We start from the raw sequence: 16,940 nt of genomic DNA on the forward strand, positions 1-16,940 counted from the left end.
TAGCCATCATCCTACTAACTTAAGGACAGCCTATATCTCATATTTAAAATCTCCATCTTCCACTTTCAAATGGACTTTCTGTGCCGCCTTACCTGCCAGCATATTATTTAGAAAGACCTCTGAGATGGTGGGTAAAATACTGTTGGTCAGTATGGCGTCTACCATACGGCCGCCGCTTTCGAGCTCGGTACAACGCTTGCCAATCAAGGCAATGACCTCATCGTCGTAGGTAAAGGGAATGTCGTAATTTTGCCGGATACGTTTCTCTATTCGGCCCAGCTGTAGACGGATAATGGCGGCGATCATGTCATCGTTCAGTGGGTAATAGGGAATCACCACCAGCCTGCCGAGTAAGGCCGGGGGAAACACTTTAAGTAATGGCTCCCGCAGCGCACTGGCTATGCCATCTGGCTCAGGCATCAGTTCCGGGTCAGCACACAGGCTGCTGATTAGCTCAGTACCGGCATTGGTGGTAAGTAATATCAGGGTGTTCTTAAAATCGATAACTCTGCCCTCACCATCTTCCATCCAGCCTTTATCAAATACCTGAAAGAAGATCTCATGTACATCGGGATGGGCTTTTTCGACTTCGTCGAGCAATACCACGCTGTAGGGTTTACGTCTGACAGCTTCGGTTAGCACACCACCCTCACCATAGCCCACATAACCCGGAGGGGCGCCTTTGAGGCTGGATACCGTATGGGCTTCCTGGTACTCGCTCATATTGATGGTGATAACATTATGCTCGCCGCCGTATAGCGCCTCCGCCAGTGCTAAAGCGGTTTCGGTTTTACCTACGCCCGAGGTACCCGCCAGCATAAATACGCCGATAGGCTTGTTCGGGTTATCCAGTCTGGCTCTAGAGGTTTGGATACGTTTGGCGATCATCTCCAGTGCATGACGCTGACCAATAATGCGTTGCTCCAAAGTATCGGCGAGCTTCAGAATCGTGGTGATTTCATCTTTGACCATCCGACCGACCGGAATGCCGGTCCAGTCCTGTACCACTGCCGCTACAGCTTGTTCGTCGACGGTGGGGAGAATTAAGGGCGATTCGCCCTGCATCTGGGAGAGTTCCTGCTGTAAGGCTTTAAGCTCATTCAGTAGAGTAGCTACGTCTTCCGGCTGTTCTGGCGCATTAATTTCACTATCTACTTCGCCTCGGGCTGCACGGATCCTGGCTCTGAGCGACAGGATTTGATCCACAAGTTGCTTTTCGTCCTGCCATTTTTGCTCCAGTTCACTTAATAAGCCTTGTTCACTCTGTAGCGCGTCGTTGAGCTTGTCGCAGCGAAGCTGATGTTCGCTGCCCATGGCTGACTCGCGTTCCAGGATCGCCAGTTCCACCTGTAGCGCATCAATGCGACGGCGGGTGTCTTCCACCTGGGCTGGCACGGCAGTTTGGCTGATAGCTACCCTGGCACAGGCGGTATCCAGCAAGCTTACTGACTTATCGGGTAGTTGCCTGGCCGGAATATAGCGATGTGACAGCTTGACCGCCGCCTCGATGGCTTCATCCAATAATTGTACTTTGTGATGTTGTTCGAGTTTGCTGGCCACGCCGCGCATCATCAGAATAGCTTTGTCTTCGTCTGGCTCGGGAACTTGAACTACCTGGAAACGGCGGGTTAAGGCGGGATCTTTTTCAATATGCTTTTTGTATTCGGCCCAGGTGGTGGCTGCAATAGTGCGCAAGGTGCCGCGTGCCAGGGCCGGTTTAAGCAGGTTGGCAGCATCTCCGGTACCCGCTGCACCGCCTGCGCCCACTAAGGTGTGGGCCTCGTCGATAAATAAAATAATCGGCTTTTCCGATGACTGTACTTCTTCGATAACTTGCTTCAGGCGTTCTTCAAATTCCCCTTTCATACTGGCACCTGCCTGTAAAAGGCCCACATCCAGTACTCTGAGTTCCACATCTTTTAGCGGCGGAGGTACATCACCTGCCGCAATCCGCTGGGCAAAGCCCTCCACCACGGCGGTTTTACCTACTCCGGCTTCGCCTGTCAGGATGGGATTGTTTTGCCGACGACGCATCAGAATATCCACAATCTGACGGATCTCTTCATCGCGGCCAACAATGGGATCCATGTCTCCGCTTGCCGCCTGGGCGGTTAGATTAACGGTAAAACGTTGCAGGGCCTCATTCTTGCCCATTTGAGCTGGTGCCATAGCGCCGCTGGCTTCACCTGGGGCTGCAGCCGAGAAGCCATCAGTAGCGGTTTGGCCGGTTTCGGGGGAGCCTTGCACTATACCGGCGAAACGGTTGGTCAGATTTTCTGCATCGATCTTGGCAAACTCGCCGCTGATGGCTTTTAGGTTATTCATCAGTGAACGGGTTTTTACCGCCCCCACCATCAGGTAGCCGGTGCGAATTTGGGCCTCGTTAAACATCAGGCTTCCGTAAACCCAGGCTCGTTCCACCGCTTCTTCCAGATGCGCAGACAAATCGGTTATGGAGGTGGAGCCGCGGGGTAAGGCATCCAGCGCCTCGGTGATATCGCGGGCGAGGGTGGCTGGATTGAGTTCAAAGTACTTAATAATACGATGCAGATCAGAGTCTGGTAGTTGCAGAATTTGTTGAATCCAGTGCACCAGCTCCACATAGGGATTGCCGCGCATTTTGCAAAATACGGTTGCGCCTTCAATGGCCTTATAAGAAAGCTTGTTTAGTTTGCCAAACAGGGTGGCGCGGCTTATCTCGGACATGATTGTTCTCCCATTATTTATCTACGCTTGCCCTGCCAGAACAAGGTCTTGTAGGTCTTCTTTGGGCATATTGGCAAGTACCCAAGTTGTCCAGCCCAGTGAGCCAGACTGTCCCAACCTGACTCCCTGTGCTTCCTCTTGCGCCAGAATAAGCCTGATATCCCAGTCCAGTTCATCGTTCAAATAATGTCTAACCAGGTCTTTCAGCCTGCATAAATTCTTGCCGCCAGGTAGAAACGTCTGGTATTTCGACAATGACATGGGCCCCAGGATTAATCTGAATTTGCCCTGGCATTGCCATACCCTGCTGCCCAAATTACTGGTAATGCCTAACTGGCCTGACTCGGCATTGCGGCCCAAGCAAAGCTGTTCGCTGGTGTCTATGCTGAGCCATTGACCGACAAAGGATTCGAGGGTTACTGCAAGGCCGAAATAATGGTTGATCATGGCGCACAAGCCTTCGGCGTTCTTATTACGCTGGGCCATTCTGGCTGCCATATGCAGTTTGGCGAAGTCAGGTAAGCTGTCTCTGGCACGACATTCTGGAATGCCAATACCCATCAAGCTCCCAACCCGCATCACAAACCTGTCGGTTTGGGGTCTGTCCAGATTGACTGTGGGTTGGGCGTCGGCCCAGCTACGATAGAAAAACGATAAAAACCGGTGATGAAAAATATCGCAGAAGCGAGCCATGCTGTGGTCGGCGTGATTGCGCAAGCGATCCCGGACATATTCCGTCAGATGCAGTGGCAGTGGTCCATTGGGTCCGTACAAACCAAAAAACAACACATCTAGCTTAGGTTTGTGCCGCCCTGAGCTGATAAATTCCGATAGCGTGGAGGGGGCGAACAGCATAGAGGGTGTTTGGCCTAAGCGGATGGGATCGTCTTTGGGCCGGGCGGTTTTACCAAGCTGCAGATCGCCATCCGCCAGCCTTTCTATTTTGCGCAGGGCGGAATAGAACCCGAACTTAAAGGGTTCTTGTTGTAATTGTCGGTAGAGCGTCAGATAACCTGACGTTGTCCCGCTCTTATGGGCCATCTGGCAATCTCTCCACGTTCCTGAGTTGTGACCAGGGTTTGGGTAAAGGAATTAATCGATACATAAAGTGCAAAAAAACGTTCTAAAACCGCCCCAAGCAGGAAGCAGCTGGCCCCTGAGAAGGCGCTTTCGTCAAAGGTCAGGGTGATCTCCAGGCCATTGATAAAGGCAATAGGCCCGCCGCCTGGTTTACGCCTGGTGACTTGCCGGGTCTGAATCGAACGTAAGCCGTCTATTTGTTTGCTGATTACCGGATCTTGCTGGTCACCATAGAGTTTCAGAATGCTGCGCAGTGCCGCCGCGCCTTGCTTGTTATCCTGGTCGGTTAGCGACAGATAATTCAGTGATAACTGATTGATCAGTCGCCAGGCCGACTCACCCTGCTCATGGGCCAGAGAGGGTCTAGGTTTAGTGGGGCCTTTTATGCAGCGAATGCTGGCTACAGGGGCACTGACATCCAGGGTAAAGTCGGTGCTGCCCTTACCTACCGGCATATGAATGGGGAGGTCACGGTTAGTGCACAATGTGTGGACTTCCAACTGTTTAAATCCGCCGTGTTCCGGGGCTTCTCTGCCATTTACTAAGGAAACAAAAGTCTCGCTGCCTATATAATTAGAGCGTGGTCCATGTCTGCGTTGGTGGGTGGATAAACGCCGTCTTTCCTGGCGGAAAGTATAAAAGGCGGAATGCTCGGGAAAATCGGTCAGGTCATAACAGGCATAAAACGGCAGAAATTCCTTTTGGTCGTCTGCCTGATCGCCATACCCTTTCACCTTGTTGATCTGAAACACTTCGAAATCCAGGGGGCGGGTGCGATCTACTACCAGGTGATACTCTTCGTCTCGGGTACTTAGGTGAATACGGTCGGAACGTTTAGGAAAGAGATTAATTACGGGTGTGCAAAATAAGGCAAAGTCCTCCGCTGATAGGCGCTGTTCTAATTCCGGATCTGGGCGGTCAAACAGCACAATCAATTGTAAGGTTTTGCTTTGATAACCTTTGAGTTTCTTACCTAGCGTCGTGAAATCGGCAAATAGCAAATGGTCGGCAAAGGCAAAATACTCACGCAGCAATCGATAGCCGGAAAAGCTACGAGGATCATCAGGAAACATACCCTGCGGATTATCGAGGCTGCCTTGCTGCAAATGCTGTGGCGTGAAGTTCTCCAACCAGTTCTCATCAGGGGACGGTGAGCACGCCAAAATTGTGCACGTATTGGCGAACAGTTGTTCATACAGCCGCGCTGCCAGGTGCGAATGGCCTGCCAGATAAAGTTTTATGTGGTTGAGGAAGCCTTCTGGCAAAGGCTGCTCATCTGTACTTTGAAAGGTTAATTTAAGTCCGGCCTTGGGCTTGTGGCCAGGGGTTGGCATGTCTTTTATCAGCGCCATATTGGTAAAGTAACTGGCCTCACTAATGGCTACCGGCCATAACGTTACATCATGACAACTGCGGTATTCGCAGGCGCTTTGATCTCCTTCTCTACGGTTACCCTTGAGTGCGGTATCCCGGGGTATTTTGCAGCCTTTTTCGAGACTGGCCTGGGGCTCCGGGGTAATTTGTACGACAGCCATGGACGGGGTTGGTGCCAGATACTGTGGGTAGAGAATATTCATCAAGTTTTGTGTAAATCTGGGATACTCTGCATCAATACGCATATGTATACGGGCAGCAAGAAAGGCAAAACCTTCATACAACCTTTCTACATAGGGGTCTGAGGTTTCTACCCCTTCAATTCCTAAGCGCCCAGCAATGCGCGGGAATTCAGCGGCGTATTCTGCTCCCATTTCCCGAATGAATTGCAATTCCCGCTCGTAATGTCTTAGAAAAAGAGGATCCATATCAGCCTGCTTTTTGCTTATGTAACGTGATGGCGCCGGTGTCTAAATCCAGCTCAGATTGGACGCTGAGATGCTCTGGAACAGGTTGGCCCCAGATATCGCACTCAATTTCAAAACGTAGGGCATTTCTGGACATCTGCCCGGTCTTTTTTACTCGAACATTTAGCGTGGATGGCAGAATTCTCGGCTCGTAGCACAAGATGATTCGATGCAACTGCTTTTGTAAGTTAGACGCATCTAATTGCGAGACAATGCTGCCGGTTAATTCTGGTACGCCGTAATTCACCACAGACTTAGCAACCAGAGGATAGGCCGACAAATCTTCTACGCTCTCAAGATTGACGGTATTAAGTAGCCAGGATAAGTCACGAATAACAACCTCGCGCAGCTTTCGGGTGCTGATATAGAACTTCTCGATGTTGTCGGATGCTTTGTGCGACTCCCCTTGGGGTGTTTGCTGCATTAAGACGTCATCGGTTAGCCTATCCAGTAAAGAAGGTTGTAATTTATGTTGTTGAAAAAGCTCAGCCATCATCCTTGTCCTGCTTTTTCGCCACTACGCGTTATTGAGTATTATCTGGCGAATGGACAACAGAGGATATTCGTCAGTATCCGTTGCCAGCAGGCGTAGCCCTTCACCCTGATATTCATTACCACAGGCTTGCCACTGGGTCTTCCGAGCCATTTGGATTTGGCTATCTTCACTCTTCTCCGACCCTGCATAACGGCTTGGCAGCAGTGCCACATCTTGCCCGCCATTTGTCCAGGTCAGATGCACTGGTAACCAGACCAAATCTCGCAAATCTTCCGGTGCTTGCAGGTCGATACGTTGAATGCGGCTAAAGGGGATCCAGTAATAGGTGCCTTGAACTATGGCTTCTAAAAAAGGCCCGATACGGCTGTCGGCATCGGCTATCCAGGCAAAACTCTGTCCGTCTACCTGACCCGAGGAAGCCGGAGCTAGCTCGAATGCCTCGCTTCTGAGCGCTTCGGCTTGCGCATATTGTTGCTGCGCGGAGGCATTCAGTGCCTGAATGCAAAGCGCCATCCAAGGTTCGGGTTGGCCAAATAACAAAGGAGAGCGCCGACCGGTGAACACGTCACTACGCATCACTTCGGCAAACAGTGCCGGCTTATAGGTGTGGTATATGGCCAGATTGGCGTCGTCCAGATTCTTAAGCACGTCAAGTTGTGACAGGGCGCGATTCCATTCGCCCATCAATGCCAAAAGCTGGAACAAAAATACGCGTAGCTCAAGGTTGGCGGGTTGCTGTTTAATGGCGGCTTGCAATTCGCTGAGTGCCGCAGGCAGATCGCCTTGCTTGAGGCATTGTTCGGCATTAGACATCGGGAAAAATCCATTGTTGTAGGAGTAAACCGGGCCCGTTGAGATAACCTAAGCCCGGTATCCACGCTTGTTAGGCGGCTACGTTTTCTTCGATGTTCCAGCCGAACTCTGGACCCGCAACACCAGAACCGTCTTTGGACTGCTCCTTGTATTCCACCTTCACTTTGGCAAAGTTCAGACTGACATTTTCAGTTAATCTGTCTTCACCACCACTTCCACCTGTGCTTACTGAGGTGACAAGCACATCCGTCATGGTGATCTTGATGTACTCAAGGGGATTTTCACCTGCCTTTCTGACCACTAAAGTTGCGGTGGGAATATGCTTACCGTTGGCACAGTAGAGCATGAGGTTGTTAGATGATTTGTCAAACCAATGAGTAAATGACAAGTCCTGCACACTGACTTTACCGGCGCCACCGCCACCGCCAATATGCATACTACCTGACTGTGACATTCCCCAACTCCAGGCAAGTACGTCTATTTCCTTACTATGGGCCTTGTCCTTTGATTCACCTTCGATACCTTCAATTTTAATGAACATATCAACTGCCATGACGACTCTCCTCTAGTTTCATTTCCATGGTGAGCAGGATTGCTCTGGTTTCTTACGTCACAATAATCCGATATCAAGCACTCTTTGCAGACGGCAGGCGTGATACCAACCTAAGCGAGACCGTTAACCCTTCCAACTGGTAGTGCGGTCTCAAGAAAAATTTAGAAGTGTAGTAGCCAGGGTTTCCTTCCACCTCTTCCACTACCACTTCTGCAGCAGCCAGCGGCTTTCTGGCCTTGGTTTCCTCGGTGGAGTTGGCGGGGTCGCCATCCACATAATTCATAATCCAGTTCTGCAGCCATTTCTGCATGCTTTCACGTTCTTTAAAGGAACCGATCTTATCTCTGACGATACATTTGAGGTAATGAGCAAACCGGCAGCTGGCGAACAGATAAGGCAATCGCGAAGCGAGGTTCGCATTGGCGGTAGCGTCCGGATCGTCATACTCAAATGGCTTCTGCAGAGATTGCGCGCCGATAAAAGCGGCGAAGTCAGAGTTTTTCTTGTGTATCAGCGGCATAAAGCCATTTTTGGCCAACTCTGCTTCACGACGGTCGCTGATGGCTATTTCGGTTGGACACTTCATATCCACGCCACCATCGTCTGTTGGGAAGGTGTGGGTGGGAAGCGCTTCAACTGCGCCACCTGACTCAATGCCTCGGATACGAGAACACCAGCCATACATTTTGAATGAGCGGTTGATATTGACCGCCATCGCATAAGCTGAATTTGCCCAAGTGTATTTATAGTGGTCGGCCCCTTCGGTATCTTCCTCAAAATCAAACTCCTCCACAGGATCGGTTTTGGCACCATAAGGAAGGCGGGCCAGGAAACGGGGCATGGTTAGGCCTAAATACCGCGCGTCTTCTGACTCTCGCAGTGAACGCCAGGCGGCATATTCCGGGGTTTGAAAGATCTTGGTTAAATCCCTTGGGTTACTTAACTCTTGCCAGGAATCCATTTGCATCAGATAGGGATCAGCAGCAGTGATGAAAGGGGCATGGCACGCCGCTGACACCTGGGCCATTTCTCCGAGTAGTTCTACATCTTGTGGACTGTGGCTAAAATAATAATCACCCACCAGACAACCGTATGGTTCGCCGCCAAATTGCCCATATTCTTCTTCGTAGACTTTCTTGAAGATAGGGCTTTGGTCCCAAGCCGTGCCTTTGAATTTTTTCAGGGTTTTGCCCAACTCATTCTTGGTAATATTCATTACCCGAATCTTGAGCATTTCATCGGTTTCGGTGTTGTTCACCAGATAATGCAAACCCCGCCAGGTGCCTTCCAACTTCTGAAAATCCTCGTGATGAAGGATAAGATTGACCTGGTCTGACAGTTTTTGATCTATCTCGGCAATCAATGCCTGAATGGTACCAATGACGTCAGAGGATATAACGGCGGTATCTTTCAGAAGTTGTTCTGCAAGTGTCTGAACAGCCGTTTCTACCGCTTCTTTGGAGCGATCAGACTTTGGTTTGAATTCTTTTTGCAATAACGACTGAAAATCACTGGCTTCAATTTTTTCGGCTACTTCTTGCTGCGCTTCAGTTTTTACTTCGGTCATGATGACAAGTACTCCATTTTTCCGTTGCTACTTCATTCGCCGGCCGGCTTTTTCTCGGCTAGCAAAGACTGCAGCAGCGCCGAATCATTCATGATTTTGCCAATAAGCTCTTCGGCTCCCGTTTTTCCATCCATATAAGTGATGAGGTTCGACAACTGGGTACGAGCTTCGAGTAATTGCTTGAGCCCATCTACTTTGCGGGCAACCGCGGCAGGCGAGAAATCATCCATACTGTCGAAACTGATATCGATACTGAGATTGCCTTCGCCTGTCAGGGTGTTCGGAACCTGAAATGCTACCCGTGGTTTTATCGCCTTCAGGCGGTCGTCGAAGTTATCAACATCTATTTCCAATGCCTTACGATCAGCGACTGGTGGCAACGCCTCACTGGGTTTTCCGGACAGATCGGCCATCACCCCCATTACAAAGGGCAATTGAATTTTCTTTTCCGCGCCATACAGCTCTACGTCGTACTCAATTTGCACTCTGGGTGCACGATTTCTGGCGATAAATTTCTGGCTGCTTGCCTTGGCCATTTTTTGTACTCCTTACGGTTGATGTTTAAACATAGTCAGGAATCTTCATCTAGGCCAGATTTGTCCAATCCCCCGACATTCCTGGCTTGCTGTAACCCTTCCGGGGCCATATCCCGCAGTATTTCCAGAAAATCCAGGGTGGCTAAACGCTTGGCTCTTTGCAGTAACAAAGGAACTGGACTGGATGGCTCGTGTTTGCGGAAATACTCAATAATGCGATCCATCTGCCGGGTAGCATCTTCCCGGCTGTTAATTTCACCATTCATGCTTGGTGCCTGTTGCTCGGGAACTTGTGCTGACTCTTCCGTACTCTGCTCAGTGTCTTGTCCCCGGCGTGCTAAATATTCGTTGACCACAGCGAGAGCCTCGGTCAGTGGGGTTTTCAAGGCGCAGAGATCGGGAGCCTGGCTAGCACCCAAAGTGTCGTTCAAAAAGTTATCTATGCCTGTGAGGGCTTGCTGGCAGCCATTGAGGTCATCCGCTGTTTGGCGCAGATCCTCAATTGGGCAATCCATAAAGGTGGCCGAAATGGCCGCGAGGTCCGGCCCGTCTGCTGAGTCATCACTGATCTGGCCCTTGGCGATCTGGACCTGACGTAATCCTATGGCCCCAAATATTCTTGAACTGGCCAAAGGGGTGCGCAGCAGGCTGGACAAGGTGGCTTCTCTATCGCAAAGGGTTTGCAGGGTATTGATGCGCAGTGCCGGGTCGTTATCGTCTTCAGGATCTAATTGCGGGTGTAGGGTTGGCCAAAATTCCAACAATAAGCCTTGGGTTAACTGCAGGCCTTGCCTTAAGCCCCCCACTCCGTCTAAGTTGAGTAGTGCCCGGCAAAGAAATATCGCCAAGCGCAAGTCGCGACTTCTCTCCAGTAAAGTTAGGGCATTGCTTTTAACACTCCGCCAGTCCGGAGGTTCGGCATCGACTTTGGCGTCACCAAAACTCTGTTCTGGTTTACCCTTGGCCAAGCGTTCCAGCTCGGTAAATGGTTGCTCATATTCCAAATTGTCCCCGGCAGGGGTTTCATCTGAAATAGGGGTCAGAAACTGGCTAATGTTTACGTCTGTCATACGAGCTACTGGTTAAAATTCCATCTTAACTGTTGGACAGACTTCAAGGCATAGGCCACAATCCCAACAATCTAACAGTGATAAAATCTGTTAAATAACAATGACCAAATGACTCCATCCAATCTGATCAGCAGAAGAAATATTGGTTCAGCAAATGCGTTTCAGCAAGAAATTGGCTGAAATTTGTTAAAAAAACGTTTTTATCCGGCGAATAGGTGGGACGTTATATTTGCTTAATGCGCTGTCACTGATGGGAGCCGGGCGTGAAAGCCAAGGGAAAATGCAGGCTTTCTAAAAATTCAACTAATGGGTTAGAGTAACTAACCAAGGACACAAGCTGATGGGAGGTAATATGGGACAACCTTCAATAGTTGAGGTTGACTACCATGTGTTGGTGGGCAAGCTGAAACAGGCTGCAGATACGGGCTGTTTAATTGAGCGCACCGATAAGGACAAATGGAAGGCGTATGTTGAGGAAAACCAGATCCGTGAAACCTCATTAATTGCCTTTGGAAAGGTTAAATTTAGCCGTGGTGCACCTGTTCCCGTGGCCATTGTGATGGCCGGAGAATGGGCTGGATGCTATGTGTATTCCGACAAGGATGAGGCTGCACTTAAATACGTACCCGCCACTTAGCTATTCACCACCGACCCGTAATAAAGGCGCTGAACGCTTCTGGCGGGGGCAGCCCCTGATAAAGCAAAAACACGGGCTCGATGTCTTCAGAGCCCAGGCTCCACCAAATACTGAAACCCGGGTACTGATTTTCCAACACGGATTGCATCTGTGTGACTATGCTCCCTCTTACCAACTCCGCTCCGCTATGGGTGTCTAATGTCCATCCTTGCAGACTATTACCAATTGGAGAAGCTGGCTTGGCAAGCGCCGGCGCCGGAATGGCTTCCAGTTGCTGCTCAAACGCCAGCATGTCAAAGTCACTGGACAAGGCATATAGGGCGGCATCTTCCATGCGCTCAAACCAATTGTCGGCTTGGCTGGCAAAATCGACGATGTTTGTTTCAATGGCTAGGGCCTGGGCGAGGGTTAATGGGAAATGTCTGCCGACGCTATCCACGCTAGGCATCATTACACCGGTAATTGGGTGCGTGCTGAGTAAGCCGGGAGATAGCGCAAAGCGCCAGATTGGACTGACCAGATAATGACGGAGCCAACTATCCTCCAGCACGGCCTGACTATACTCAATGGCAGCTTGTAGCCATTGATCCCAGGACGTGACCATGTCATTGGGCAGGTTACGCCTGATAAAGTCTCCTTTACCCGGCAGCTTGCCATAAAAGCCCGGTCTTTCTATCAGCATCTTGATTCCTTACAGGCTGTCCAGACAACCCAGGCTGCGCATCACTTGTTTGTTAAATGGGTTGATCACACTACCAGCCTTAATTTCATAACTGGCTTGCAGACCATCACTTTGAAAGCTAACCCTGAACCTGTCTCTGGTGGATGTTGCCTGGGTTTCACCCTTATCAATAAGTCTGAACCATGCCCATGGTCCATCGGTGGCGATACCCGTGCTGTTACCACTTAGGGTTCTGATGGAAAATCTGGAGCGTTCTAGCCCCCCCGTGGGTGGCCACACCATTTGGGTTAATCGGGTTGGACCATGCTGATAGACCAGCCGCTGATCGCCCATTTCTATCAGGCTTTGGCTCGCTGAGGCATCCAATTGCAAAGGCGTGATCTGAAAACTGAAGTAGGGTTGATTAGCTCCCCCCATAAAGAACGTTTGGCGAATATCTGCGGCCCGTTCGAAATAACGCACCACTTGGTCAGGAACCTCAAGTTTAGCGCCGGCATTCTCTATTAATGCCCAGGGTTTCACACTGGTGTCGATGAATCCGGCCAGATAGCGGTTAAAGAATTCATCCAGCAGTCCTGAAGGGCCAAAATAACGGCTGAAGTCACTGACATTGATATCATCGGGGCTGTTGGGGGCGATGGGGTAGCGACTGTCTATGGCCTGGCGACAAAATCCTGCTACTGAGGCCTGCCATACCTGATTAAAACGCTGTCTGGCATCACGAACAAACACCATATTACTTTCTCTGACCAGACTATTCAGCCATTGCTTGAGTGGTTCTGGCTGGCGGCTTGCCTCCAACTGAATTCGCCGGATAACCCCCTGCAGGGCCGAGCTGGCATCATTGGTGCTAATTCCCATAGCGGCAGAGTTGATGGTTGCCTCAACTGTGCTCAGCGCAATAAACAGTTCATTGAGGTTTGATAGCGTTGCCTTAATCGGGGCCTGTACCTCGTCCCGTTCCTTTAAAATTTCGTGTAGGCGGGCGAACTGACGGTCTACCAGGGCGGCCGGATCTTTATTGGCGTTGAGTGCTTCGGCTTCGGATGCTTTGGAGAGTAATGACGAGACCCGATTGGTAATGCTATTCAGTCGATCTGTTTTACCTGCCGCATCAATCAAGTCAGCCGATGACGACACCAGTGTAGTCTGCTTTCCAACGTGCGCCAGCAAGCTCCGAATAGGCGACATCTCGGCGGATAAATCCTTTACTTTCTGCGCTCCGTCAGCAAAAGAGTTGAAACGTGCAATATCAATATCCTGCAGGTATAGGTTCCAGGTGCGGACATATTCGGAGAAGTACAATTTGCTCACATCCTGAAACAAGGCATCCACTTGTTCGTCAGATAAATCCTCGCGTTGCTCATCTCGGACCACCCAGGTTTCTTTTGCGGCCAACGCGGTCAACATAGGCCCTTGTTCAAGCAGAACGTCCTTGTAGCCAGTCAGGGTAAAGAAACCCGGCAGACCTTTGTTCATTGGGGCATCACTGCGAAAACGGAAGTAGTGAGCCGCATCGGCACCGATATTGTCTACCATTCTCCAAAGGGGAATGGAGCGTGCCTGGGCGCTGCGTTTTAGTTGCCCATATACTCGTTCAGAAAGGCTTTGCCTGGTCAGAGTTTTACGTACCTGTTCAACCAGCAATCCCTGTAATCTGACCTGCGGAAGGTCAGCTTCAACCAATGCCTGTAAGTGCCCTATGAGCTGATCTCGGGGTTCGCTATTGTTTACCCCTGGAAACTGATTGGCCCAGTCTGTGGTGACCCAGGATTCAACCTCTTGCTGGTCATAGCGGCCTGGATTGCCCATCATCAGGTACACTTTCAGGGCTGCATAGAGTAAATCGCTTTGTTCGATGCGGTTGTTTTCCTCCAACTGTTGTTCCAGACGAGCCATCACCCTGGGCAGCAATACTGCGTTCAGCGCTCGCCGATAAGCATCGACAGCGATAGGACCAATTTTGTCCCCCTGATACAGGCCAAGCCCCATAGATAAAGGTGGGCTGCTATCTTTGTCTGCATATCCCCCGGGAATACTTCTAAGTAGGTTTAGATAAGGCAGGATTGCGTTGATGTCGCCACGACTATCAACCAGATCACCGGCCACAGCCTGATACTGGTTCACCTGCTCTTCCACCTGCTGAATGTAATCCAGATTGTTCTGATAGCTCCAGTACCAGCCGAGCATCATCAGCAAAGTTAGGACAACGGCACCGGCATAACCTATACGCTCTATTGTGCCCCGGTTTCTTGCCCAAAATCCGGTGTTGATTACCAGACCTGCTTCTTTGAAGATCACATCCTTCATCAGCCGGGTGAGGAAATAACTACGCCCTGGTCCACTGTATGCGGGGGTTGCCTGTCGGGTCAGCCCAAAGGCTCTGGAAACGGCACCGATCAATCTGTCGATTGGGCTGCCTTCCTGAGTGCCGCTGGAAAAATACACCCCCCTGAGCATGGGTTTGTCGTCGTAAACATTGGGGGCAAAAATCTCACCGATAAAATCTCGCAGGGATTGTTTAAGCGAGGCCATTTGCTCGGGAAAACCGTGTAATGCAGCGCGTCGTTGTACATCGTGTTCGGCGTCCAGTCTGGATAGCAGCCCATCAGCCAACCTGCCGATCAACTGGTCATAACCTTGTTCAAAAGTATGAATAAATTGTGCAGGATTTTCTGAAACACTCAGGGGAAAGGTCATGCCCCATACCTGCTCTCGTTCTACCTTTCCGAGGTCGTCAAAATATGCGGTGAATCCATCCAGTAAATCAGTTTTGGTAAAGATGACATATACAGGTACTTGTACTTTCAGGCTGTCGCTTAGCTCCTTAAGCCTGCGTCTGACGGCTCTGGCGTGCAGTCGTCGGGTGTCAGGGGTCTGTGAGATAAGATCAATCAAACTGAAAGCGACGATTACGCCATCCAGCGGCCGCCGCCGACGGTGTTTCTTTAACAACCCGAGAAAGCCTTGCCAGGCCGTCTTGTCAACCGATTCATCGCTGTCTTGTGTGGTGTAGCGCCCCGCCGTGTCGAGCAGAACCGCCTCATTAGTAAACCACCAATCGCAATTCCTGGTGCCGCCAATGCCTTTAACAGGATCTGAACCGAATCCTTCCTGCAATGGAAAACGCAAGCCGGAGTTTTTGAGCGCGGTAGTTTTACCTGCACCAGGCGGACCAATAATGACATACCAAGGAAGCTGATAGAGATATTTGTGTCCAGAGCTGCCCCCCAAACGAGACTTTTTCAAGGTTTGCATTGCCTGTTGAAAACGCTCTTGCAGCAAGGCCACTTCGCTATTACTCAGATTATTTTGCTGGCTGCCTGCAGATAAGCCCTGAATGACTTGCTGATTGGCTTTTTTATGGCGGATAACCTTGAGTAGTTGGATGACCACCCATATGGCAACGACCAACAGGATACATAGGGTGCGAGTGGTATCGTCCGCCAATGGCATCCAACTGCCAAAGGCCAGGATCTGCCCGACGTACCAAATCAGTAAACATAAAATCAGTAAACCCAAAATGGACAGTACCCATTTGTTGGTTAACCAGGAAAACAGTTTTTTCAGCATTCCCATTGTCGTTCCCTACGTCATTCAATAGGTGCGTATCAGTATTTCCACACGACGGTTTTGTTCCCGTCCTTGTGGGGTGGCATTGTCTGCGACTGGCTCGGTATCTGCTTTACCTTGCGCGACCAAACGCTCTTTTTGCATACCGTTGTTGACCAGAGCGGTAACTACGGCTCTGGCTCGTTCATCAGACAAATGCCAGTTTGAAGGGTACCTAAGTGTGCGGATTTGCTGGCTATCTGAATGGCCGGAGACCAAAATCGGGCCGGGTAAGTCTCTCAAAGCATTGGCTATCTGTTTGAAAGTGGGCTGGTAAGTGGAGGATACGTCGGCGTTACCAGAGGCAAAAAGCCCTTTATTGTGCACAGTTATCTTTATGCCGCCCGATTCTCTGGATAAGCTGATTTGACGAGCCGCTATTTCGCCAGCCAGACTAGACTGTAAAGTTCGTAATAAGGTGTCTGGGTCGAGGGCGTTATCTAATGGTTCCACCAGCACCGGCGCAGTATCGTCAGCCTGGGCGAGTTGCGGAATTTCCCTGCCTAGTTGGCCGATTCGGGAGAAGGTTTCATCTGAGGCCTCATTGATTGAAAAATAGAAGCCGATATAGGTCAGCATTAAGATTCCCGATAAGATTGCCGCCACTACCCACCAGGGAAACATTTTCGCTATCACTGGGCGCCCATCCTGCACCCCTTGCCATTGCTCTGATAGCTCTGGTGCGGGTAATGGCATGACCTGTCTGAGTGTTTGATAAAGGCCGGTACGGATTTGCTGTAAGGCGGCCTGACCATTCTGCTGAACGGCAAACTTGCCTTGAAAGCCAAGACTCAGGCAGTGATACATGAGCTCAAGAATGGCTTGGTTTGCCCCTGGGTTTTCTGATCTGTTTGCCAGAATTTGAAAAAATCGTTCCCCTCCCCGCGTGTCGTTATGTAAAGAGCTCAACAGGCTATTCTGACTCCAATGACTGGCATGTCCCCATGGCGTATTGAGTACAATTTCATCAATAAAGGCGCACAGAATGTAACGGGCTTCTAAGGCTGTATCTGGGGCTACACCTTGGCTTATGCAGGTGCGTTCATAACTACGCATCAGACCCGTGATGTGGTTCTGTAAACCCAGCGTGTCGCTATGTTGTAAGGTGCTGCGGAGCTGCCTGGCCAGCGAAAAGATCATGGTGGCCGCATTTAGCAATACATGGTTACCTGATGTTCCTAACATAGTCACATCGGGTGAATCCTGATCGGATATTTGTCTGGGCTGTGGCGATATCGGCGGCACAGAGGTTGCTGCGGGCTGTTGTTGAGGAGGCTCCTCTGCGACATTGCGACGTCGGCCTGGCGACGGCATTATCAGGGTGCGGTCAAGATCATCATTAACCAT

General features: G+C 50.4%; 14 protein-coding genes. 1 reads left to right on the forward strand and 13 read right to left on the reverse strand.

The features are described 5' to 3' along the window. Window positions 1–30: 30 nt before the first annotated feature. The 10 genes from tssH to KJY73_RS22050 form a co-directional block, all read right to left on the reverse strand. Window positions 31–2,706 (reverse strand): type VI secretion system ATPase TssH, encoded by a 2,676-nt coding sequence (tssH, locus tag KJY73_RS09930; protein ID WP_214343485.1) that lies wholly within the window; start codon window positions 2,704–2,706, stop codon window positions 31–33. 21 nt (window positions 2,707–2,727) lie between these two features. Next, window positions 2,728–3,747 (reverse strand): type VI secretion system baseplate subunit TssG, encoded by a 1,020-nt coding sequence (gene tssG / locus KJY73_RS09935; protein WP_214343489.1) that lies wholly within the window; start codon window positions 3,745–3,747, stop codon window positions 2,728–2,730. After that, window positions 3,711–5,588: a type VI secretion system baseplate subunit TssF gene (tssF, locus tag KJY73_RS09940; protein ID WP_214343490.1), complete on the reverse strand. Its 1,878-nt coding sequence runs from the start codon at window positions 5,586–5,588 to the stop codon at window positions 3,711–3,713. The genes tssG and tssF overlap by 37 nt, the downstream gene beginning before the upstream one ends. Window position 5,589: 1 nt before the next feature. Then, window positions 5,590–6,120, reverse strand: coding sequence for a type VI secretion system baseplate subunit TssE (tssE, locus tag KJY73_RS09945; protein ID WP_214343491.1), 531 nt, complete (start codon window positions 6,118–6,120; stop codon window positions 5,590–5,592). Between the two features lie 24 nt (window positions 6,121–6,144). Further along, window positions 6,145–6,936 carry a type VI secretion system accessory protein TagJ gene (locus KJY73_RS09950; protein ID WP_214343492.1) on the reverse strand — a complete coding sequence of 264 codons (792 nt, stop codon included), beginning with the start codon at window positions 6,934–6,936 and terminating at the stop codon, window positions 6,145–6,147. 70 nt (window positions 6,937–7,006) lie between these two features. Continuing rightward, window positions 7,007–7,489, reverse strand: coding sequence for an Hcp family type VI secretion system effector (locus tag KJY73_RS09955; RefSeq protein WP_206595622.1), 483 nt, complete (start codon window positions 7,487–7,489; stop codon window positions 7,007–7,009). 73 nt (window positions 7,490–7,562) lie between these two features. Beyond that, complete coding sequence (tssC, locus tag KJY73_RS09960) at window positions 7,563–9,056, reverse strand: type VI secretion system contractile sheath large subunit (RefSeq protein WP_214343493.1); 1,494 nt, start codon at window positions 9,054–9,056, stop codon at window positions 7,563–7,565. Between the two features lie 32 nt (window positions 9,057–9,088). Then, entirely contained in the window at window positions 9,089–9,592 is a 504-nt protein-coding gene (tssB, locus tag KJY73_RS09965) for a type VI secretion system contractile sheath small subunit (RefSeq protein ID WP_206595624.1), read from the reverse strand. Window positions 9,593–9,627: 35 nt separating this feature from the next. Further along, a complete protein-coding gene (gene tssA / locus KJY73_RS09970) occupies window positions 9,628–10,662 on the reverse strand; it encodes a type VI secretion system protein TssA (protein WP_214343495.1) in 1,035 nt (344 codons plus the stop codon). A gap of 12 nt (window positions 10,663–10,674) precedes the next feature. Beyond that, complete coding sequence (locus KJY73_RS22050) at window positions 10,675–10,749, reverse strand: 4Fe-4S binding protein (RefSeq protein ID WP_206595674.1); 75 nt, start codon at window positions 10,747–10,749, stop codon at window positions 10,675–10,677. A 265-nt stretch (window positions 10,750–11,014) separates the two neighbouring features. On the opposite strand from KJY73_RS22050, the gene KJY73_RS09980 reads away from it, so the two are divergent. Continuing rightward, on the forward strand, window positions 11,015–11,299 hold the full coding sequence (locus tag KJY73_RS09980) for a hypothetical protein (RefSeq protein ID WP_206595626.1): 285 nt from the start codon (window positions 11,015–11,017) through the stop codon (window positions 11,297–11,299). 4 nt (window positions 11,300–11,303) lie between these two features. Here the strand turns inward: KJY73_RS09980 and tagF are convergent, their stop codons facing one another. The 3 genes from tagF to tssL are packed head-to-tail and all read right to left on the reverse strand — an operon-like array spanning window position 11,304 to window position 16,940. After that, window positions 11,304–11,981 carry a type VI secretion system-associated protein TagF gene (gene tagF, locus KJY73_RS09985; RefSeq protein ID WP_214343497.1) on the reverse strand — a complete coding sequence of 226 codons (678 nt, stop codon included), beginning with the start codon at window positions 11,979–11,981 and terminating at the stop codon, window positions 11,304–11,306. Window positions 11,982–11,990: 9 nt separating this feature from the next. After that, window positions 11,991–15,554 carry a type VI secretion system membrane subunit TssM gene (gene tssM / locus KJY73_RS09990; protein WP_214343499.1) on the reverse strand — a complete coding sequence of 1,188 codons (3,564 nt, stop codon included), beginning with the start codon at window positions 15,552–15,554 and terminating at the stop codon, window positions 11,991–11,993. Window positions 15,555–15,578: 24 nt separating this feature from the next. Continuing rightward, a complete protein-coding gene (gene tssL, locus KJY73_RS09995; RefSeq protein WP_214343501.1) occupies window positions 15,579–16,940 on the reverse strand; it encodes a type VI secretion system protein TssL, long form in 1,362 nt (453 codons plus the stop codon).

The organism is Bowmanella yangjiangensis (genome assembly GCF_018531185.1).
Classification (GTDB): Bacteria; Pseudomonadota; Gammaproteobacteria; order Enterobacterales; family Alteromonadaceae; genus Bowmanella; species Bowmanella yangjiangensis.